The organism is Leifsonia virtsii (assembly GCF_030433675.1).
GTDB lineage: Bacteria > Actinomycetota > Actinomycetes > Actinomycetales > Microbacteriaceae > Leifsonia > Leifsonia virtsii.
The window spans coordinates 59863-80597 of the sequence record NZ_JAROCB010000006.1; the positions used below are offsets into that span (position 1 = coordinate 59863).

Annotated in this window: 24 protein-coding genes and 1 pseudogene; 9 read left to right on the top strand and 16 right to left on the bottom strand. The window is 65.1% G+C overall.

What is annotated here, in order from left to right:
* Positions 1-159: 159 nt before the first annotated feature.
* The 9 genes from P5G59_RS19400 to P5G59_RS19440 all read right to left on the bottom strand — a co-directional run bounded on the left by P5G59_RS19400 (position 160) and on the right by P5G59_RS19440 (position 8559).
* Complete coding sequence (locus P5G59_RS19400; protein WP_363324718.1) at positions 160-858, bottom strand: F510_1955 family glycosylhydrolase; 699 nt, start codon at positions 856-858, stop codon at positions 160-162.
* Between the two features lie 95 nt (positions 859-953).
* Positions 954-1703 (bottom strand): M23 family metallopeptidase, encoded by a 750-nt coding sequence (locus P5G59_RS19405; RefSeq protein WP_301220669.1) that lies wholly within the window; start codon positions 1701-1703, stop codon positions 954-956.
* A gap of 177 nt (positions 1704-1880) precedes the next feature.
* The gene (locus tag P5G59_RS19410) at positions 1881-2468 is read right to left on the bottom strand and encodes a DUF305 domain-containing protein (protein WP_301220670.1); all 588 of its coding nucleotides are present in this window, start codon (positions 2466-2468) and stop codon (positions 1881-1883) included.
* Between the two features lie 93 nt (positions 2469-2561).
* Positions 2562-3053 (bottom strand): DUF6153 family protein, encoded by a 492-nt coding sequence (locus tag P5G59_RS19415; RefSeq protein WP_301220671.1) that lies wholly within the window; start codon positions 3051-3053, stop codon positions 2562-2564.
* Between the two features lie 80 nt (positions 3054-3133).
* Positions 3134-3448, bottom strand: coding sequence for a metal-sensitive transcriptional regulator (locus tag P5G59_RS19420; RefSeq protein ID WP_301220672.1), 315 nt, complete (start codon positions 3446-3448; stop codon positions 3134-3136).
* Between the two features lie 15 nt (positions 3449-3463).
* Positions 3464-5680 (bottom strand): heavy metal translocating P-type ATPase, encoded by a 2217-nt coding sequence (locus P5G59_RS19425; protein ID WP_391508814.1) that lies wholly within the window; start codon positions 5678-5680, stop codon positions 3464-3466.
* A 54-nt stretch (positions 5681-5734) separates the two neighbouring features.
* Entirely contained in the window at positions 5735-5992 is a 258-nt protein-coding gene (locus tag P5G59_RS19430; protein WP_391508815.1) for a hypothetical protein, read from the bottom strand.
* Positions 5993-6023: 31 nt separating this feature from the next.
* A complete protein-coding gene (locus P5G59_RS19435) occupies positions 6024-8318 on the bottom strand; it encodes a heavy metal translocating P-type ATPase (protein ID WP_301220673.1) in 2295 nt (764 codons plus the stop codon).
* A gap of 31 nt (positions 8319-8349) precedes the next feature.
* Positions 8350-8559 carry a heavy-metal-associated domain-containing protein gene (locus tag P5G59_RS19440; RefSeq protein WP_301220674.1) on the bottom strand — a complete coding sequence of 70 codons (210 nt, stop codon included), beginning with the start codon at positions 8557-8559 and terminating at the stop codon, positions 8350-8352.
* A gap of 171 nt (positions 8560-8730) precedes the next feature.
* Here P5G59_RS19440 and P5G59_RS19445 point away from each other — a divergent pair, with 171 nt between their 5' ends.
* Positions 8731-9135: a four-helix bundle copper-binding protein gene (locus P5G59_RS19445; protein WP_301220675.1), complete on the top strand. Its 405-nt coding sequence runs from the start codon at positions 8731-8733 to the stop codon at positions 9133-9135.
* A gap of 81 nt (positions 9136-9216) precedes the next feature.
* On the opposite strand, the gene P5G59_RS19450 is transcribed toward P5G59_RS19445, so the two are convergent.
* From P5G59_RS19450 to P5G59_RS19470, 5 genes are all read right to left on the bottom strand, one after another.
* Complete coding sequence (locus tag P5G59_RS19450; protein ID WP_301220676.1) at positions 9217-9894, bottom strand: RES family NAD+ phosphorylase; 678 nt, start codon at positions 9892-9894, stop codon at positions 9217-9219.
* A gap of 56 nt (positions 9895-9950) precedes the next feature.
* Positions 9951-10340 (bottom strand): hypothetical protein, encoded by a 390-nt coding sequence (locus P5G59_RS19455; protein WP_301220677.1) that lies wholly within the window; start codon positions 10338-10340, stop codon positions 9951-9953.
* A gap of 94 nt (positions 10341-10434) precedes the next feature.
* Positions 10435-11481, bottom strand: a complete 1047-nt coding sequence (locus P5G59_RS19460) for a cation diffusion facilitator family transporter (protein WP_301220678.1) — start codon at positions 11479-11481, stop codon at positions 10435-10437.
* Positions 11478-11846, bottom strand: coding sequence for an ArsR/SmtB family transcription factor (locus tag P5G59_RS19465; RefSeq protein WP_301220679.1), 369 nt, complete (start codon positions 11844-11846; stop codon positions 11478-11480). The genes P5G59_RS19460 and P5G59_RS19465 overlap by 4 nt, the downstream gene beginning before the upstream one ends.
* Positions 11847-11977: 131 nt before the next feature.
* Entirely contained in the window at positions 11978-12196 is a 219-nt protein-coding gene (locus tag P5G59_RS19470; RefSeq protein WP_301220680.1) for a hypothetical protein, read from the bottom strand.
* A 115-nt stretch (positions 12197-12311) separates the two neighbouring features.
* Between P5G59_RS19470 and P5G59_RS19475 the strand changes: the two genes are divergently transcribed.
* On the top strand, positions 12312-13136 hold the full coding sequence (locus P5G59_RS19475; protein WP_301220681.1) for a hypothetical protein: 825 nt from the start codon (positions 12312-12314) through the stop codon (positions 13134-13136).
* Here the strand turns inward: P5G59_RS19475 and P5G59_RS19480 are convergent.
* Positions 13029-13538, bottom strand: coding sequence for a very short patch repair endonuclease (locus P5G59_RS19480; RefSeq protein ID WP_301220682.1), 510 nt, complete (start codon positions 13536-13538; stop codon positions 13029-13031). The genes P5G59_RS19475 and P5G59_RS19480 overlap by 108 nt on opposite strands.
* Positions 13539-13597: 59 nt before the next feature.
* Here P5G59_RS19480 and P5G59_RS19485 point away from each other — a divergent pair, with 59 nt between their 5' ends.
* The gene (locus P5G59_RS19485; RefSeq protein ID WP_301220683.1) at positions 13598-14167 is read left to right on the top strand and encodes a DNA cytosine methyltransferase; all 570 of its coding nucleotides are present in this window, start codon (positions 13598-13600) and stop codon (positions 14165-14167) included.
* 234 nt (positions 14168-14401) lie between these two features.
* Here the strand turns inward: P5G59_RS19485 and P5G59_RS19490 are convergent, their stop codons facing one another.
* Complete coding sequence (locus tag P5G59_RS19490; RefSeq protein ID WP_301220684.1) at positions 14402-15247, bottom strand: helix-turn-helix transcriptional regulator; 846 nt, start codon at positions 15245-15247, stop codon at positions 14402-14404.
* Between the two features lie 100 nt (positions 15248-15347).
* Here P5G59_RS19490 and hxlB point away from each other — a divergent pair, with 100 nt between their 5' ends.
* The 6 genes and pseudogenes from hxlB (at position 15348) to P5G59_RS19520 (ending at position 20641) form a co-directional block, all read left to right on the top strand.
* Complete coding sequence (gene hxlB, locus P5G59_RS19495) at positions 15348-15950, top strand: 6-phospho-3-hexuloisomerase (protein ID WP_301220685.1); 603 nt, start codon at positions 15348-15350, stop codon at positions 15948-15950.
* A 52-nt stretch (positions 15951-16002) separates the two neighbouring features.
* The gene (gene hxlA / locus P5G59_RS19500) at positions 16003-16626 is read left to right on the top strand and encodes a 3-hexulose-6-phosphate synthase (RefSeq protein WP_301220686.1); all 624 of its coding nucleotides are present in this window, start codon (positions 16003-16005) and stop codon (positions 16624-16626) included.
* A 707-nt stretch (positions 16627-17333) separates the two neighbouring features.
* Positions 17334-18500: a glutathione-independent formaldehyde dehydrogenase gene (locus P5G59_RS19505; RefSeq protein ID WP_301220687.1), complete on the top strand. Its 1167-nt coding sequence runs from the start codon at positions 17334-17336 to the stop codon at positions 18498-18500.
* Position 18501: 1 nt separating this feature from the next.
* Positions 18502-19070, top strand: a pseudogene (locus P5G59_RS19510) (type 1 glutamine amidotransferase domain-containing protein).
* Complete coding sequence (locus P5G59_RS19515; RefSeq protein WP_184324588.1) at positions 19067-19369, top strand: putative quinol monooxygenase; 303 nt, start codon at positions 19067-19069, stop codon at positions 19367-19369. Before P5G59_RS19510 ends, P5G59_RS19515 begins: the two are co-directional and overlap by 4 nt.
* A gap of 141 nt (positions 19370-19510) precedes the next feature.
* Complete coding sequence (locus P5G59_RS19520; RefSeq protein WP_301220688.1) at positions 19511-20641, top strand: NAD(P)/FAD-dependent oxidoreductase; 1131 nt, start codon at positions 19511-19513, stop codon at positions 20639-20641.
* Positions 20642-20735: the final 94 nt, after the last annotated feature.

A 20735-nucleotide genomic window follows, 5' to 3' on the forward strand; every position in this document is an offset into this window, starting at 1 on the left:
CCGCCGATTCGGCCTGGCAGACCTCAGCGAGGTGCTGCGACTCTGGCCCACTGCTTCCGCGCACTACGTGAGCCTCGGCGCCGGCGGGCAGGCGGAGAATGTGCAACGGCGCTTCTGTGGGAGGTTTAGCCGGAATGTGATTCATGAAGATTCCTTGCTTCAGATCGATTCGGGTAGGGAGACAAATTCCTCGCGTTTTTGCCAGCGATTGTCGTCTCCGAGGACCCAGGTGGGCGTTTTGTGTGTCCACACCCACATCCGGTTAGCGCTATCCGATGTTGCTTCCAGGAGGAACAGGGGCGGCGCGTCCGCGACCGGGGCGAATGTGAAGCCAGCGTCGTGGCTGATCTTCAGTCCCGTCTCCGTGGTGGCATAGACGGTGGCTGCGTCGGTTGGGTCAACGGCCAGCCGGGGCAACGCAAGCGTCGCTCCATCTCGCCAGGTGTGACCGCTGTCGTCACTTACCCGGATCGTGCCGCCTGAGTATCCGTAGATTCGCTGTGCGTTGTCGGGCAACGGTGCAGCCGTGAGGTCGTGGAAGTCGGCTTCGCCTCTCAGCGAAACAGGTTTCCAACTATGAGCGGCGTCGGTGCTTTCGATGAGCCCCAGGTTGCCCGGGTCGCCCTCAGGGTTGTTCACCGGGTCGGGATGGCCGGAAGCGAGCATTCGGCCGGGGGCGATGATCGTGAACCCCATGGTGTCTTGGGTGCCTTCCCCGATCCGAGCGGTTGGGCGGGTTGAGAAGCCGGCGCCTAAGCCGGAGGCTTGCACCCTCCAGACCCCTTGATGAGTGGCGGCGAGCAGGTCGCCGGAGCCAGGGTCCACGCCTAACCCGTGTACATGCTCGAGCGCCGACATCGACGCGGTAGCGGGAGCTTGGGAGCAGCCGGTGAGCGCTAAGAGTGTTGCGATAGTGAGCGCGGAGCTGAGGGTTTGCTTTCGGGTTGTGGCTTTCACGAACCGACCTTTGCTTTCATGAAGGGGAAGGGGTCGACGGCGACGCCGTCGATGAGAATGCCGAAATGGAGATGCGCGCCGGTGCTCATGCCGGTGTTGCCGACCTGGCCGACGATGTCGGTGACCTTCACCTGGTCGCCGACCTGTACCCGCAGTGAGCCGGAGAGCATGTGTGCGTAGAGGCTGCTGACCCTTTGGCCGTCGATGGCGTGGTCGACGATCGCGTACACGCCGAGCTCCCCGCTGGGATTGCCGACTTCGGCAACGACGCCGTCGGCGATGATCTGGATCGGTGTGCCGGCGCCAGGATTCATATCGAGACCCTGATGGAGCGAGGAACAACCCGCGCAGGGGGCGTTCCGGTACCCGAAACCGTCGCTGATGGGGACGCCTTGAGTAAAGGGCCATTGCACGGCGGAGTCCGGATTGTTGGTGAACGTCTCGGCGGTCGACGTGTACCCGCGGGGCGCGGAAGGCAGGACGGGTTTGGGCGGCGGTGGCGTGGTCACCGAGAACTGCTCGCGGGCGATCGCGCCGATGCTCGCACCAGCGTCGATGGTGACGGTCTGCGCCCCTTCCAGTGTTCGAATGACGGGGACGGCGTCGGGTTCGCCGGTGTCAGCAAATGCCGGAATCGCGAACGGCGCCACGAGTAAGGCGGCGGCGGTTCCGGCCAGCAGGGACCGCAGCCTGAATCGCCTGATATGGGCGGTGGAGGAGCGCGGCCGCGGCCGCTCGCTGCGCACTGCTCGGGCCCGTCGTGTCTGCTTGGCTCGCAGGTCCCGCCGTCGCGGGTCGGGGAGGGAGTATGACGTATTGGCCATGGCTCAATTCCGTGCGCGCACGGCGCAGAGGATAGGGCGGGTGCCGCCGCTGCAGGGGGGACTGTGGGGTCGCGACGACACCCGCGTGGGTGGGACGGACTAGAGGCTGGCCAGCAGGCTCTGCATGGTGGCGATTTCGGCGGTCTGATCGGTGACGATCTTCTTCGCCAGGGCCACAGCGTCCGTGTTCTTTCCCGTCTTTACTTCCTGGTTCGCCATGTTGATGGCGCCCTGGTGGTGCTGCACCATCTGGGTGAGGAAGAGTTTTCCTGCGTCGGCGCCGGAGGCGTCTTTCAGGGCTGCCATGTCCGAGTCGGACATCATTCCGCCCATGTCGTGGCCGGACATGCTGCCGGACCCACCCCACGACTGCAGCCATCCGTTCATCGTGTCGATTTCGGGCTGCTGGGCGTCCTTGATCTTTTGGGCGAGGTCGGTGACCCTGGCGTTGACGCCGGTTTTGCCCAGCACCATGTCGGACATTTCGATGGCCTGCTTGTGGTGCATGACCATGTTCTGCGCAAACGAAATGTCGGCGTCGTTGTGCCCGCTGGCAGTGGTTGCGGTGGTCGACGAGCCTCCCATCTCCATGCCAGAGTGCCCGCCGCTCGGGGTGCCGGAGCAGCCGGCGAGGACCAATGCGGTCGCGAGGACGCCCGAGGCGAGCGCTATCGTCTTCAGCTTCATAGCGAATGCTTCTCTCTTGCTTGAAAAGGATTGTTCCCGGCCCGACCGTTGGACGGGTCGGCGGTTGCCCGGGCAAGCCCGGGGCGGGAGCAATCAGGTTCGGCTGATCGAGAGAACGTGTAGAGACGGTGGAGCAGGCGGTGCCAGAACTGCCGGGAGTGTTGCGGTGAGCGCGGCGATCAATCGGTGCAGCGCGTTGCCGGACCGTGTTGTGATTACGCGCAGGGTCAGGATGAGGGTGAGGATCAGCAGCGCGAGCAGGCAGGCCATGTTGGCCATGGTGTGTCCGGGCTCGCACATGCCGTTGCAGTCGCCAACCCCGTGGGCATCGTTGGAGGTGTTGGTGTCGGTCATGACGGCGCCGCCAGTCATACCCGAATCGCTCATCGCGTGGTGGTCGACGAGGGTCGCGGGAGCGCCGTCGACGTTGATGGCGGTTGCATGGTGGCTGGTGTGGTCGCCGGTGACCGTGGTCAAGGTGTGCATCGCCAGGAGGCCGATAAGGGTGCCGGTGACGGCGAGCAGGAGCATGACTACGCGCTGCAGCGGAGCCAGTCGTGGCAGGCGGATGCTGTTGCTGACCACGACACCTCCGACCTCAATTTTCCGGGAACCCCGCCTAGGGTAGCGCGGCCTGCTGGATACACCCAGGGGGTGTTTTCTGGTTAGGACTTCACCAGTCGTGCGATGGCGTCGCTGGCTTCCTTGATCTTCGCTGCCCCTTCGTCGCCGCCGAGCAGCACGGCGTCGGTGACGCAGTGCTTGAGGTGGTCATCGACCAGGTTCACGGCAACGCTTTTCAGGGCGGAGGTGAGTGCGGAGATCTGGGTGAGGATGTCGATGCAGTACTGCTCCTCATCGACCATCCGGGCGATCCCGCGGGCTTGCCCCTCGATGCGGCTCAGGCGACGCCGGTAGCTGTCCTTGTCGGTGATGTACCCGTGTTCGTGCGGGTGTTCCGTGAGGGTTGTGTCGTTCATTTTGGGTTCCATCTGTCAGGTTCGGGTGGTGAGTTTGGGTGCGGGCCGGCTGGCCTGCGGTTGTTGCGCCGCTCGTGCGCTGGTTTCGGGGCGCAAGTCCAGGCGGCGAAGCAGCTGAGCGTTCAACGCTACGACGATCGTGGACAGCGACATCAGGATCGCACCGACGGACATGGGCAGTACGAACCCGATGGGGGCGAGCACTCCGGCGGCCAGCGGGACGGAGATCAGGTTGTACCCGGCGGCCCACCACAGGTTCTGCTTCATCTTCCGGTAGCTGGCTCTCGAGAGCTCGATGACCGAGAGCACCGATCGGGGGTCGTCGCTGGCCAGGATGACGCCGGCGGAGGCGATGGCAACATCAGTGCCGGCGCCGATGGCGATTCCGACATCTGCTTGCGCCAACGCGGGCGCGTCGTTGACGCCGTCGCCGACCATGGCCACCTTGCGGCCTTCGGCTTGCAGTTCCTTCACTTTCGCGGACTTGTCCTCCGGGCGCACACCGGCGAAGTACCGGTCGATGCCAAGTTCCCCGGCCACCGACTTGGCCACAGCGTCCGCGTCGCCGGTGATCATGACAACGTGCACGTTCTGCCGGTGCAGCGCGTCGACGGCCTGCCGGGATTCTTGACGGATCTCATCGGCGAGTTTGAACGCGCCAGCGACTTCCCCATCGACCACTACGTGCAGGATGATCGCCCCATCCTGTCGCCACTGATCGGCGACGGGGAGCTCGGCTGTCCCGGCTTGCTCCAGCAGGTTCGGCCCGCCGACTTGGATGTTGTGTCCGTCGACGGTCGCAGACACCCCGACCGCGGGGGAGGATTCGAAACCGGTCGCCGGGCTGATCGTCAGGTGGCGGGCTGTGGCGGCGTTGACGATGGCGCGCGCCAACGGGTGCTCGGAGTCGGATTCCGCGGATGCTGCCAGCGCAAGAACCGTGTCCTCGCTCTCACGGGTGGTTTCGATGGCGGTGACGGTGGGCTCACCCTTGGTGAGGGTCCCGGTCTTATCGAACAGCACCGTGTCCACGGTGCGCATGCTCTCCAACGCCAGCCGATCTTTGACCAGCACGCCACCGCGGGCGGCGCGTTCGGTGGCGATGGAGACGACCAGCGGGATGGCCAGACCGAGGGCGTGCGGGCAGGCGATGACCAACACGGTGATTGTTCTGACGACCGCGTCATCCGGCAGGCCGATCATGGTCCACACGAGCGCGGTGATGACCGCCGATCCGAGAGCGAACCAGAACAACCACGCCGCCGCCGTGTCGGCGATGCGTTGCGCCCGGGAGGAGGAGTTCTGGGCGTCAGCGACCAACCGTTGGATGCCGGCCAAGGCGGTGTCCTCGCCGACGGCGGTGATCTCCACGCGGAGGCCAGAATCGGTGGCAACGGTCCCGGCGATCACCGGGTCGCTCCTGTCGCGGCGGACGGTGCGGGATTCGCCGGTGATCATCGACTCGTCCATGCTCGCCGAGCCCGACACGATGCGGCCATCGGCCGGGATGCGTCCGCCCGGCCGGACGACGACGACGTCGCCCACCTGCAGCTCGGACGGGGCCACCGAGACGGTGGTCTCCCCTTCGACCCGTTCGGCTTCATCCGGCAGCAGTGCTGCCAGTGAATCCAGGGCGGAGGTGGTTTGCGCCAGCGACCGCATTTCGATCCAGTGCCCCAGCAGCATGATCACGATCAGCAGCGCCAGTTCCCACCAGAAATCCAGTTCGTGGTCCAGGATCCCCAGGCTCGCCCCCCAGGAGGCGAGGAAGGCGACGGTGATTGCCAGGGCGATCAGCAGCATCATGCCGGGCTTCAGCGAGCGGAGCTCACTGACGGCACCGGTGAGGAAGGGGCGGCCGCCCCACACGTACATCACGGTTCCCAGAAGCGGGGAGACCCAGGCCACCCAGGCGGCGTCCGGCAGCGAGTACCCCAGGATCATCGCGAACATGCCGGAGAAGGCGACAACCGGGATGGCTAGCACCAGCATGATCCAAAACAGCCGACGGAACTGGCCGACGTGATCCCCATGTCCCGCGTGCCCGGACATTCCGCCGTGCCCGGCGTTACCGGACATCCCGTCGTGCCCGGACATGCCGGCGTGGCCGGACATGTCGTGCCCGGCGTGGCTATCAGCGGGTAGCGCGCCGGCGTGCTCGTCGGTTGTGTGATCGGGGTGTGTGTGGGTGCTTGCGGTGTGTCCGTGGTCATGCGAGTACTGGTCGCTCATGATGCTGACCTTCCGATACGGGGTATTCGGTGCGCCTGGCAGGCAGGTCGCGTGTTATGCCGCCACGTAGGCGGCCGGGTTGGCGTCAAACTTCGGGGCGCAGCCGGCGCAACAGAACCAGTACCGCTGCCCGTTGTGGTCGCGGAACAGGCCGGCGGCTTCCGCTTTGGCCTTGCTGACGGTGGCACCCTTCATCACCACGCATTCGGTGAGGTCGTCGGTGCCGGTGCCGGTGCCGAGCAGGTTTGTTGCCCCTGCTGGCATGGTGGTGTTCTGGTGGGCGGAGTCGGTGCTGCAGCAGCTGTCGCTCATCGAGGTCGTCCTTTTCTGTTTCTGTCGGTGGTTAGGCGGATTGAAGGGTCCGGGATCGGGCGGTGGTCGGTGTGGGTGCGCTGATCCGTGCGCGGAAGCCGCGCAGACGCAGGCTGTTGCTGACCACGAACACGCTGGAGAACGCCATCGCCGCTCCGGCGATCATCGGGTTCAGCAAGCCGAAGGCTGCCAGCGGGAGAGCGGCGACGTTGTAGGCGAAGGCCCAGAACAGGTTGCCCTTGATGGTGGCCAGGGTGCGGCGGGCGAGGCGGACGGCGTCGGCTGCGGCGCGTAGATCCCCGCGCACCAAGGTGATGTCGGCGGCCTCGATGGCGACGTCCGTTCCGGTCCCCATCGCCAAACCGAGGTCGGCCGTGGCGAGGGCGGCGGCATCGTTCACCCCGTCACCCACCATGGCGACGATCTTTCCGTCGGCCTGGAGGCCGGCGATGATCTCGGCCTTGTCCTTGGGCAGAACCTCGGCGATCACCTGGTCAATGCCGGCCTGTTGGGCAACCTGGCGGGCGACGACGGTGTTGTCACCGGTGAGCAGGATGGGGGTGAGCCCGAGCTGTTTGAACGCTGCGACGGCTTCGGCGCTGGTCGGCTTGATCGCATCCGCGACGACCAGCAGGCCTCGAGCGGCGCCGTCCCAGGCGACGCAGACCACCGTTTGCCCGGCCGCTTCGGCAGCGGTCTTGGCCTGCGCCAGGGCAGGGGGGAGGGGGAGTGACCAGTCGTGAAGCAGTGAATCTCGTCCAACCAGCACTAGGTGCTTCCCGACGGTGCCTTGCACTCCTCGGCCCTCGATGTTGCTGAAGGAGTCGGGTGTGGGGAGTGGGCCGACCCGGTCAATGGCAGCGCGGGCGATGGCCTGAGCGATCGGGTGTTCGGACGCGTTCTCGACCGTGCCGGCCAGGCGCAGCAGCTCGTCCTCGCTCACCTCAGCGGTGGTGATCACATCGACCAGCGACATCTTGCCGGTGGTGACGGTCCCGGTCTTGTCCAAGACGATGGTGTCCACTGTTCGGGTGGATTCCAGCACCTCCGGTCCCTTGATCAGGATGCCCAACTGGGCACCGCGACCGGTGCCCACGAGCAGGGCGGTCGGGGTCGCGAGACCCAGCGCGCACGGGCAGGCGATGATCAGCACGGCCACGGCCGCCGTGAACGCCGCGGCCGCGGGATGGCCGGTCAGCAACCAGCCGGCAAGGGTCAGCAGGGCGATGCCGAGGACGATCGGCACAAACACGCCGGAGATCCGGTCGGCGAGGCGCTGCACGTCGGCCTTGCCGGATTGTGCATCCTCCACCAGTCGGGCCATCTGGGCGAGCTGCGTGTCGGCTCCGACCCGGGTGGCTCGCACCAGCAGCCGGCCGCCGGCGTTGACCGTCGCACCCGTCACTGGGTCGCCCTCGGTCACCTCGACTGGAACAGATTCACCGGTCAGCAAGGACATGTCGATGGCGCTGGCGCCTTCGATGACGACACCGTCTGTTGCCACCTTTTCTCCGGGTCGCACAACGAACTCGTCGCCGACCTTGACCGAGTCGATCGGCACCCGGACCTCGTGCCCGTCGCGGATCACCCCGACGTCCTTCGCTCCGAGATCCAGCAGGGCACGCAATGCGGCTCCGGCTTGCCGCTTGGAACGCTTCTCGAAGTAACGGCCGGCGAGAACGAACATGGTCACCCCGGAGGCGACCTCCAAGTAGATGTTTCCCGCCCCGTCGGTTGGGGCGACGGTGAAGGAGAACCCGTGTGTCATGCCGGGCATGCCGGCGGTTCCAAAGAACAGCGCGTACAGCGACCACGCGAACGCTGCCAGCGTCCCGAGGGAGACCAGGGTGTCCATGGTGGCGGCGCCGTGCCGGGCGTTGGTCAGGGCGGCCTTGTGGAATGGCCAGGCCCCCCACACCACCACCGGCGCCGCCAACGTCAAGGACAGCCACTGCCAGTAGGTGAACTGCAACGCCGGGACCATCGCCAAAACGATCACCGGCACCGAAAGCAGCACACTGCCTATTAGCCGGTTCCGAAGCCCCTTCAGCTCCGGGTCACCGGAGTCAGCGACAGCGGGCTCGGCCGGCTGTGGCAGGACGGCCGTGTACCCGGTCTTCTCCACTTCGGCGATGACCGCGTGCACATCCATGCCGTCGGGCAGGCTTACCCGGGCCTTCTCGGTGGCGTAGTTGACCGTTGCGCTCACGCCCTCTAGCCGGTTCAGCTTTTTCTCGATCCGCATCGCGCAGGAAGCGCAGGTCATACCGCCGACCTCGAGTTCAACGTCGGCGCGCGCACCGGCAGGGGAGGAAGAACTGGTCATAACGACGCTCCTTGCAGATTCGGGTTCGGGACTACTTGCGGGTGGCGCTGTATCCGGCCTCTTCGACCGCAGCAAGGATGTCGTCATCCTGAACTCCGGCCTCCGAAGACACCTGCAGCACACCATCGCCGGCAGACACCGCGACGGTGCTCACCCCAGATACCTTGGTGACTTCCTCGGTCACTGCTCGCTCGCAGTGCTCGCAGGTCATCCCCGTCACCTGATACTCGATCGTTGCCATCAGTCCTCCATAAAATCTCGATACCCCATAAGGGTATCTATACGTGACAATGATAATACCCCCCGACGGTATTTCCGCAAGTTCGCAGGTCGAGCTTGGGGGTGCCGGGAAGGGCTGTCTCGGGAGTAGCGTCACGGGCGCAGGCGGGACCGATCAGAAAGAGGGAACACTATGTCCACTGCCCAACAAATGCTCGACACGTATCCGGCCGATCTCGGTGGAGTCGATCGAGAGAAGCTGGTCGCGTGCATCGACGCGTGCGTCGAATGCGCCCAAGCCTGCACCGCCTGCGCCGACGCCTGCTTGAGCGAAGAAATGGTCGCCGAGCTGGTCAAGTGCATCCGCACCGATCTGGACTGCGCCGACATCTGCACCTCCACCGGTGCCGTCCTCTCACGCCACACCGGATACGACGCCAACGTCACCCGGGCCGCCCTTGAGTCGTGCCGCACCGTATGCAAGGCCTGCGCCGACGAGTGCGACAAGCACGCGGAGATGCACGAACACTGCCGAATCTGTGCTGAGGTCTGTCGACGCTGCGAACAGGCCTGCGCCGACCTCATCGCCAGCTTGTAACGATCAACGCTGTTTCACACAGTTGCTCGGCCCCGGCTGCGGCGCATCGGGGCCGAGCTAACTCCTCAGGCATGACGGTTGCTAGGTGAGCGGGATCCCGTGGCGAGCCGTCACGGCAACCAGATCCGGATCATCGATCGTAATCCGACGCTCGCCAAGAGCCTCGACAGTAGTCCCATCAAAGATCGCCCAGCACTCGTATTCGTTACTGAGCTTCGACAAGTAGCGGATGCCGCCATACAGCGGCTCGCCGGCGTCGTCTCTGGCCTGATAGATCCAGGTCGCCAGGCCACGGGTAAGTCGCCGCGAATGTCCGCTCACGGCAGGAACGTCCAGCACCGGAACACCCAGACTCAACAGCACCGAGCGGGCATGCTCGGTCAGGTAGGTGTGAGTCTGTGCTGCCTCAATGTCAACAAACGGCAGCGCCTCCCGCGTGCAAAGACTGCGAACAACCCGCGTCGCACGCCACGATGCGTCCACAGACGGAATCTGCAGTTCGTCAACGGTGGCCCCAGCCTTCGCCATCCGTTCAAGAACGGAGGCGCTTCGGCGAAAGTGCGCGGTTGTCTCCGCGAATGCTCCCTGCTCGGTGCTGGCGGCGTACAACACACCCGCACCGGGTACATCGAATCGGTTTCCGGAGCGATCCAGGCCAGCGGTCTCGGCGGTAATCCGTGAGTACCGCAAGGCTGGCTCCAGCCGTTCAACCCGCACCATCCGGGCAGGCGGATCGATCAGAATAGGGCGGGCAGGCACGGCGGCCGCGCCCCAGCGACAATGCGTAACCGTGCGCGAACCGCACAGTTCGCACGTCAGTCCGCATTCACAAACGCCCGGGCCGCCGCCATCACTTCGCGAGCACGACCGGCGGCAAGGACCTCGGCAGGGTTCTCGTCGTCCAGCTGCGGGTTCATTCCCATGAACCATGCCCGCACCACGGAGGGCGAATCGCCGGAAAGCAGCAACTCGACGATCTGCAGCGTGTCGATGACCCGGCGCTGCTCATCATCACCACGCGGGCCCTGCCCAGCAACCCAGCGAGTCACGGTCTTCACGTCACGATTCACGATCACAGCCACCAGCGCCTTGCCCAAAGTCTCGACCAGAGACTTGACCGCGGGCGTGATCTCCGACTCGAGCGCACGTAGATGCGCCTGCTGCCGCTTCCGACGCGGAGTCGGTGCTTCCAGAACCCTCGACATCGTGCCACCTCCGGTTCTCAGTCTACCTCTGTGGCAAGAATATGTCCGAGGAATGTCCACAAAATGTGCCGTCTCGGTTGCATGCTCTTCTATCTCAACCCAGACCGGAGGCAGCCTTCATTACGGGCCGCGGCGTGACCGCAACGTCGTCGAGTTTGGGAAGCTCGTGCCGGAGCAGTTGAGCGGCCGTCTCCGCGATCCCGTCGGCGTCGACAAGAGTCTCAGCCTTCGTAGTGACTGTGGCGCTCCCGTGCAGGCGGTGCCCAATCCAGCGCAGCTGCAGTCGTTCGACGTCGACCACTCCGGGCACATGGTGGAGCGCATGCTCAGCGCGGTGGACCAGTTCGGGCTCAATACCGTCCATGAGACGGCGGCCAATCTGCTTCACGGTTCCCCACAGCAAAATGAGGATGGACACCGCGATCAGCAGCCCGATAATCGGGTCCGCGATCGGCAGGCCGAGCAGCACCAGCACGGCGCCGAGAACCACCGACAGCGACGTGAAGCCGTCCAAACGCGCGTGCACACCGTCGGCCACCAGGGCGGCGGAGCCGATGCGCCGGCCGACCTGAATCCGATAGATCGCGACGATCTCGTTGCCGGCGAAACCGATGAGGCCGGCGATGATGAGCAACCAGGCGTTGCGGATGTCGATCGGGTGGAAGAAGCGTGTGACCGCCTCCCATCCGGCGACAACGGCGGAGAGCGCGACGACGAACACGATGAACATTCCTGCGAGGTCTTCGGCGCGCCCGTACCCATAGGTGTAACGCCGGGAGGCCGCGCGGCGCGCGAGGACGAACGCGATCCAGAGCGGAACCGCCGTGAGGGCGTCCGCGAAATTGTGGATCGTATCGGCCAGCAGCGCGACGGAGGACGTGAAGACCACCACCAGAGCTTGCAACACTGTGGTGCCCAGCAGCACGAACATGGAGATCTTCAGCGCCCGGACACCAGCCGCGTTCGCCTCCATCGCGTCATCGATCGAGTCCGCCGAGTCGTGCGTATGCGGCACGAACAGGTCGTAGAGGAACCCCCTGATCCCGCCATGTGGATGCGAATGGTCGTGGTCATGGTCATGGTCGTGGTCGTGCGAGTGGTCGCGGTCGGTGTGATGCGTATGAGGGTGCTGCTGATTCATGCGCTCTCACTGTTCTGCCTATGGTGGTGCCGGGGAACGTCGCCCAGCGAGTGCTCCGCCTGGAAAATGGCGTCGGAGACGAGCTGCTTGGCGTGCTCGTTCTCCAATCGGTAGAAGACGCGCTGCCCGTGTTGACGGGTGGCCACGATCCGGGCCAGGCGCAGCTTGGCCAGGTGCTGGGAGACCGTCGAGGGCGGTTTGTCGACGATGTCTGCCAGGTGGTTCACCGATAGCTCTTCAACATCGCGCAGCGCCAGGATGATCCTGACCCTGGTCGGGTCGGCGAGCATCGAAAAGACCTCGACGGCCAACTCGACGAATTGGCTATCGGGCTCACGCCCACATATCGGCTTATCTGCGTCCATACGCAGATACTAATAGGTACTCGGGAATCGCTCGAACTCCGGGGGCGCACAACGCCGTAGATCCATCCCAAGCAGCCACTATCGGAGACGCCGATAATATATCTTATGACAGTTTGTGGATCTCCTGGGCATTAGCTGTACGGGTTTTGGGCCCGCGCCGCGGTCCAGGCTTTCTTCCAAAATTCGCGGGACGGCCTCTTCCCGTCGACCTCGAACCACGCCGATTCGCTCTCCTTGCCGAGCACCCCGGTGAAGCGAGCGACAAGAACCATGTCGCTGTCGACGGAACGCAGCTCGTACCAGCTCAGCGCATCGAGGTCTGCCCAGTCGATGAGTGGGTAGCCGGCCATGCGCACATGCTAACAGCGGCGATTTCGCCATCTCCCCGACCTTTGTTGGGTGAGAAAACGTCAGAATCTCTTCGTGCCGCGTAGGTTAGCTGCCACTATTCGGATTGTGAACCCGATGAACATCCTCGATCTGCTGCGGTTGAAGTCAGCACCGTGGTTTTCGCTCTTGATGTCTGTTGTCGCCCTCTTCACCGTGTGGGCGATCTTCCATTCGATCGCTCCTTCAACTGCAGTCGGGGACTTCCTGCTGGCACTGGGCCTGCCGAGTGGGGTGGCTGACGGCGCACGCGCGGTACACGACTGGATTGTGGCTGAGCCCCGCGCAACTTGGGCGTCCTGGGGCGTTCTAGCGCTGGCCCTCGGGGTAGGGGCTCGCTATGTGGCCTCCGTGTATTACCAGCGCGAGGCGCGGAAGGAAAGCCAGTCGGCGGGCCGCGCAGTGGGGAGCGCTAAGTCTCGAGCCTTCGACGATGGAGTGGTGCGAGAAACAGGCGAGCTGCAAATGCAGCGCGTGCAGCTGGCGGAGAAGGCTTACGAGAAGAAGGCGAAGTACGAGCGGCAGCTCCGAAAATACGAGGGCTCCTTGCAATTCCAGTGTGCCGCGTCCTACTGGCTGGTAGCCGGGATCGCCGTTGAGCTTCAGCCGAGGTCGCTTGAACCTCTTGGTGCCGGCGTTCCCGTTTCCCTGATCACGGCGCTGGCTGCGACTGGCGGTTTGACCCTCATCGCCCTGTTAATCGCGTGTGCGATGGAAGAGTTCTATGACAGCTACGAGCACCCCACCGGGGCCGATCGCTTCAAGGACACACTCCAAATTTTCGGTTTGGAGGTCTTACTCCTGCTGTTCCGGCTTGCTCTCGTGCTCTTCGGGCTCCCGCTGTTCGTCCTCGGCTATTTCCTGTATCCCCGTTTCTCCGAGTCGACGCCCGCGGACGGATAGAACTGCCGAACGGATGTCCGTGACTATGTAGTCGGGGCTTTGATGCTCCCAGTAGCGGAGAACCGTCCAGCCGGCCTCCGTGAGGCGGGCGGTAGTGTCCCGGTCGCGGGCTATATTCCGCGCCACCTTGTTCGACCAGTAGTCACTATTTCGCTGAGGCGCGCGGTGATGCTCTGAGCATCCGTGCCAAAAGCACCCGTCGATGAAAACGGCGATGCGGGGGCCGCGGAAGACCAGGTCTGCACGGCGGTTGATTGCTGCCTCGGGCCGCGCGTCGACGAGGTAGCGCAAGCCCGCCGCGTGGGCAAGTCTCCGGACCGCCAGCTCAGGAGCGGTGTCGCGCGAGCGATTGCCGCGCATGGCCGTGCGCGTTCGGGGGTCGCTCGCCCAGGAGCCGGACATGTCTTCGATGCTACGGCGCGGTAACCGGGAGTGTGGGTGCCGCCCTTTAGGCTGTGCGAGTGGAGAACGTAACCCCGATCGACGTAGCGCGTCCGAAAGTGATCGAATTCTTCGCAGGGATCGGCCTGGCCCGGATGGGGTTGGAGTCGGCGGGCTTCCGCGTTGGCTGGTCTAACGACTATGAGTCCGACAAGAAGGCGATGTACGAGGCGCACTTCGGTTCTGCGGGCGACCACGTCTTTCACCTCGGGGACATCGGCGCCGTCAGCGCGGATGACCTTCCTCATGATGCGAAGCTCGCATGGGCGTCGTCGCCCTGCACCGACCTTTCGCTTGCCGGTGCCAGAGCAGGTCTCGCGGGCAAAGACTCCTGGTCACGCAAGCCGCTCCAGCAAGTGCACCGCTGGGTCGGTGAGGGCAACCACAGCGACCCAGCCGACATTCTCCAGACCGCCGGCTACACCGGCCCGGTGACGGCTCTCCGCGGTCTCGGGAATCAGGCCGACAAGACGCGGGGGAGCGTGTTCGCCACGGCGCAGCGTATGTCCTCCGCCATGGTGCACGATCACCTCATGGCGTGGGCGACGGCGACCCCCGGCCAACGAAGAAAAGCAGAGAGACCTCGCTAAGCTCCATCGCGCGATGTCGACACTCTTGATCGAGGCCAGCGCCGGACTCCAACAAAGGGGCATTCCCCTTGAAAAGACGCACTGCGGAAGACACGGGTGGTCGGGTTTCCATACCTCCTTCCGTGAATCGTATTTCGTGACCCGAGAGGGTGAACTACGCGAATACTCGCGTGGTCAGACAAATCCGCTCGACGTCAGGCTCCAGCGCCTATAAAGGGGCGAGGGTCCGTTGAGTCAGGCCCTGTTCCTGGTCGAGCTCGCGGCAATCGCTGTCAGCTCTCCCCTCGACCGAGCGCCCGTTTTGCGGAGCAGATTCGACACGTGGAACTTGACGGTGTTGTCGCTGATTCCCAGTTGATCTGCGATTGCACGATTGCGAGCTCCCGATGCCACCAGGCGGAGCACATCGCGCTCCCGCGGGCTGAAGTTCACCGAGTCCTCGAGCGGCTCTGCTTCTGCCGGGGGGTCGAGCGGGAGCCGGATGTCGAGGGATGTCCCCCAGCCTGTCGTCGACGACACCTCCAGGTCGCCGTCGAGAGTAGCGACACGCTCGGCGATGGGCCTGAGCGCGTCGTCGTGGGCGCTGATCTCGCCCTGACCGTCGTCGCGGATACCGATGAGCAGGTTGAGGCCGTCGCAATCCCACTGAATGCGCACCCGTTTCGCCTCCTCCTGGTCGACAAGCGCGAGCACCGCGCTGCGAACGATCGCGCGAGCCGTATGAGCCACCTCCCCTGGCAGCGCCCGCCCACCGGTCGGCGGTTCGACGAACTGCACGTCCAGGCCGCCGAAGCGCGCGAGCGGACGAAGGTCGGTACGGAGCCGCGCGAATGCCCCATCCACCGGCTCCAGCATGGTGCCCAGCTGCTGGTCGGTCGTGCTGCGCAGCTCGATCAGGGCAGCGGATGCCAGATCGAGCGCCGTCGCGCGGCTTGCGCGGTCCTCCAGTCGCGTCGAACGAAGGACCGCGAGAATCGACTCGAGCGTCACAGCGTGCCGATCAGCCTGTTCGGCCATCGCCTGCGCGTGCTCGACCTGAAGCCTGCGAGAGACCGAACCGAGCTCGTTGTTGTTGCTCACCGCTTCAACCTACCCGGCCAACCTGTACCTACCGCAATGGGTAGGTCCACTCCACCGCCGGGCGGGTGCGTCGCTGCCGCAACCCGGCGACCATGGATACATGACTGCTGTGGACCGTGACGTATCGACGCCCTCGCCACCCGACGTGACGGCATCCCTCTCCCTCATCCTGGAGGAAGTCAGGGCGACGATCGACGCGGTGATGACACACCGAGCGGACGACCTCGACAACCTCGCCGAAACCCTCGCGAATGCCAGGCGGATCTTCGTGCTCGGGGCGGGCCGTTCCGGCATCACCCTGCAGATGACTGCCATGCGCCTCATGCACCTCGGCCTGACCGTGCACGTCGTCGGCGACGTGACCACGCCGGCGATCGGCCCCGGCGACGTGCTGCTGACGGCGAGCGGCTCAGGAACGACGACATCGATCGTTCGTGGGGCGGATGCCGCGGTGAAGGCTGGCGCGAAGGTCGCCGTCATCACAACAGCCGCAGCGTCGCCGTTGGCTGCGCTCGCCACCGCCGTGGTGGTCGTGCCGGCCGCGCGAAAGCTGGACCGTTCCGGCACCGTCTCGGCGCAGTACGCGGGCGGTCTGTTCGAGCAGACCGTCATGCTGCTCGGCGACGCTCTGTTCCACAGCCTCTGGCTGCGTTCGGGGCAGAGCGCAGACGAGCTCTGGCCCCGGCACTCGAATCTTGAATGACACCACCTCCTTGTATACGCGGAGGCTCGCACCACAACCAGAAAGAAACACTATGAAGTTGCAGTTCGCCATGGACACCCTGACCACCGAAGCAGCGCTCGAGCTCGCGGCTGCCGCTGCGCCACATGTCGACATCCTCGAACTCGGCACGCCGCTGATCAAGAGCGCGGGCCTGTCGGCGATCACCGCAGTGAAGGCTGCGCACCCGGACAAGATCGTGTTTGCCGACCTCAAGACGATGGACGCCGGCGAGCTCGAGGCCGACATCGCGTTCGCCGCGGGCGCTGACCTCGTCACCGTTCTCGGTGTCGCCGGTGACAGCACCATTGTCGGAGCGGTGAAGGCCGCGAAGAAGCACGGCAAAGGCATCGTCGTCGACCTGATCGGTGTCGCCGACAAGCCCGCCCGTGCCCGCGAGGTCGTCGCCCTCGGCGCCGAGTTCGTCGAAATGCATGCCGGACTCGATGAGCAGGCGGAAGAAGGCTTCACCTTCGCCACTCTCCTGCGTGACGGAGAAGCATCCGGTTCGCCGTTCTCGGTCGCCGGTGGTATCAATGCGAGCACCATCGCCTCCGTCCAGGCATCCGGCGCGCAGGTCGCCGTCGCTGGCGGAGCCATCTACGGCGCACCAGACGTCGGCGCCGCTGCCGCCGAATTGCGCGCCGCGATCGCCTAGCCCGAGTCGATGTCCGCATGGGGTCGCGGAACACGCACGAACCCATGCGGCCTTCGATTGCACCCTGACTGACCACCGTGACCAGCCCCCCTACGCGTCTGTCTCGGTGGCACGAGAGGGTCAGACGGATACGCGGATGTCGTGGATGCTCTGGAGAGATAGCGCGTTCGATTTCGGGAGAGCGGACAGCGACGGTGGCTGAACACCAAGCTCCAGGTATGCCGCGTGGAGTGCGGCAACGACCCCGCCCGCCGCTCCCGAGAAGTCACCGGGCTCCACGCTGGTAAGGGCGTAGACCCGCCCGGCTTCGATGCCCGCAAGGGTGCGTCATACGCAACAGGCCTCAACGCCAAAAACGACCGTTTGCGGCCGGCGCAGCGGCCGTAGACACTGATCCCGGCCGCCGTGACCGTGGGCCATAAGCGTGTTTCGGCAGACGTTATCGGAGCGAGCCAGATCAGGGGTCACCTAACCGTGCAGCAGTCCCACTCAAGTCGCGGTCTTCCAGGTTGCTCGCGCTGTAACCGTCATTCTCGGGCGACCAATGCGACTACCAGGGCACTATCCCGGCTCGATCGCTACACATCAACTTTAGGCGAGCCCCTTGTCACGTGGTTCCTGGGGGCGTTTGCTGTCTGGCAATGGGGCCGGCGTCGGAGAGGCATTGCTAGAAAGACATCGAGCAACACAATCGGATCGGAGTAGACATGAAAGCAGTGGTGTACGAGGGACCCCGTCAGGTCAGCACGAAGGACGTCCCGGACGCGAAGATCGAGCGACCCACCGATGTGCTGGTCAGGGTGACGACGACGAACATCTGCGGCTCGGACCTCCACATGTACGAGGGGCGGACGTCCTTCGAGGTAGGCCGGACGTTCGGTCACGAGAACATGGGGGAGGTCATCGAGGTCGGTAGTGGCGTGGAGAAGGTCAGGGTCGGAGACCGGGTTGTGCTCCCGTTCAACATCTCGTGCGGATTCTGTAAGAACTGCGAACGCGGCCTGACCAACTACTGCCTCACCACCCAGCCCGACCCATCATTCGCGGGTGCGGCCTATGGGTTCGCCGACATGGGTCCCTATGGCGGTGGCCAAGCGGAACTGCTCCGTGTGCCTTTCGGTGACCACAACGCGCTGCGCCTGGGCGAGGATGCGGAGGAGAGGGAGAACGACTACGCCATGCTCTCTGACATCTTCCCCACCGGCTACCACGCCACCGAGATGGCCGGCGTAGTACCCGGCGACAGCGTGGTGATCGCTGGGGCGGGTCCGGTCGGATTGATGGCCGCCCTGTCCGCGATGATCAAGGGCGCCGCGAAGGTGATGGTGGTCGATCGCCACCCTGACCGGCTCGCGCTGGCCGAGCAGATCGGCGCGATCGCCATCGATGACTCCAAGGTCGATCCCGTGCAAGCTGTTCTCGACGAGACGATGGGGCTGGGAGCTGACCGTGGTTGCGAATGCGTGGGCTACCAGGCCCACGATCCCCAGGGCAACGAGGACACCGCCGCCACGCTGAACATGCTCATCAACTCGGTCCGCTTCACCGGAGGAATCGGCACCGTTGGCGTGTTCGTCCCCCAGGACCCGGGGGCTAAGGGCGAATTGGCCAAGCAGGGCAAGGCAGCCATCGACTTCGGCACACATTGGTTCAAGGGGCAGACCATGGGAAGCGGTCAAGCCCCGGTCAAGCGGTACAACCGCCAGCTGCGGGACTTGATCGCCGCCGGCAAGGCGACCCCTTCGTGGATCGTCTCCCACGAGATCTCGCTGGACCAAGCCGCCGATGCCTACAAGAACTTCGACGCCCGGTCCAAGGGTTGGACCAAGGTCCTCATCAAGCCCGGGATGTCGACCGAGAAGAAGGCGAACTGATATGGCCGAGACGCTGCAGGGCAGGAGAGTCGCCACCCTCGCCGCCGACGGAGTCGAGCGAGTCGAGCTCGAACAGCCCCGCGAGGCACTCGAGCGGGCTGGTCACAGACTGAGGTTCTGTCGATCCATGACGGTGAGATTCAGGCGCGTGAGAACGATCTGAATGCAGCAGGCACATTCACCGTCGACAAGTTGGTCGCGGACGCCTCCGTCACCCACTATGACGCCCTGCTTCTCCCGGGCGGCACGGTGAACCCCGACCAACTCCGGGTTGACCCCGGCGCCGTGTCCTTCGTCCGCGAGTTCGTCGAAAGCGGGAAGCCCGTTGCGGCGATATGTCACGGGCCGTGGACGCTGATCGAGGCCGGTGTGGTCGAAGGTCGCACCTTGACGTCCTTCCCGAGCATCCGCACGGACCTGCGCAACGCCGGTGCTGACGTCGTCGACCAGGACGTCGTGGTGGACGGGAACCTGATCACCAGCCGCTCGCCCGATGACCTGCCTGCGTTCTGCGAGACGGTCGTAGTGAAATTTGCGAGTAATTCGACCCAGGAAGAGGTGATGTCATGAGCGTGACGAAGGGACTGCTTGTCAGGCTGGAGGCCCTGCCCGGCAAGGAAGACGAGGTCCAGGAATTCCTCGGCATCGGGCGAGGACTCGTCGAGGAGGAACCGGCCACCGTCGCGTGGTTCGCGATCCGTCTCGGCCCGTCCTCATTCGGGATCTTCGACGTGTTCCCCGATGACGCCGGCCGCGACGCGCACCTGTCCGGCGCAGTCGCGGCCGCTCTCGGCGAGCAGACCGGCAAACTGTTCAGCGAGCCGACGATCGAGAAGTTGGACGTCCTGGGCTCCAAACTCCCCGCCTGACACCACAGACCGGGAGTAGTGACCCAGAAAGGAGGGGTCGTTGCGCGCGGTGACTTCGGGCTTACACAGCCCGCTGACGTCGTGGCAGCGGCCCCTTCTCTTGCGGCCTATCGCTAATCACTAACAGATCGAGGAACCGCGATGACAGGAACTGACGACGGCGTTTCCACGACGCGTTCCCCCGAGGTAGCAGTGATCGGGGGCGGGATCGTCGGTCTGTCGACGGCGTACGCGCTGCGGGAGCAGGGCGTGCCGGTGCGCTTGTACGAGGCTGGTCTGCCCGGGATGGGTCAGTCCGCAGGCGAGGCGCGGATCTTCCGGCATGCCCACGACGACCCGCGACTCGTCGCTTTCGCGCGCGAAAGCCGCGGCGTATGGGATGAGTGGGCCGAACACTTCGACGTCGAGCTGGTCTCATCAGACGGTGTCCTGGCGATCGGAGACAGCGCCCTGGCGCGGCTGCGGGTGCTCGACCAGGTCGGCGGCGTGGAAGCGCACGAGATCGACGCGGGCGAGGTCGCCCAGCGGATGCCGCTGCTCGCTGGGTACTCGGGGCCAGCGGTGCTCGACGAGTCGGGCGGCGCGATCCGTACCCGAGCCGCGATCACGGCACTCACGGGTGCCCTCGCAGATGCGGTCACCACCGGTGAGGTCATCTCCATCGATCCCCGCGCCGACGGGACGGTCGAGGTGCGCAGCGTCACCGACCGGGCTGTCTACTCCAAGGTGGTCGTGTGCGCCGGCCGCGAAACCGCCCGCCTGGCACGCAGCGTCGGCCTGTCGCTGCCGGTTCGCCTTGCCGCACACGTCAGGCTGACCTTCGACGTGAAAGCCGCCGCCCCGGCACGAGTCGCGTGCCTGCAGGACAGCAGCGGCGTCTTCGGCGAAGTCGGCGTCTACGCGACGCCGCTACCGGGAAACAGCAACTATTCGGTCGGACTCAGCGACACCGTCGGCGTCCGCGACGACGGAACTTTCATCGACCCGGCGGCGATTCGATCGCTGGACGAACGCGCACGCGAATACGTGACACGGGCGCTGCCCGGTCTCCACCCAGAGCCGCGCGACTTCCTTCACTGCTGGGTGACCGACCTGCCGTGGAGTGAGGACGGCGTGGCCGTGTGGGAGGCAGGCTCTGTCCTTTTTGTGGCCGGTCACAATTTGTTTAAGCAGGCACCTGCGCTGGGTCGCGCTCTTGCCCGGGCTGCGACCGGCGGCGGTCTCCGCGCCGAGCTCACGCCCGAAGCGCGCCTCGGCGAGGCCCAGAGCTAGGGCGTTTCTCCCAATCGCGTGGGGGTGACCCGCGATTCTGGACAGCATGCCGCGGATGAGGGTGCTTTCGGATGGCGACTGGGAACTGTTCGAG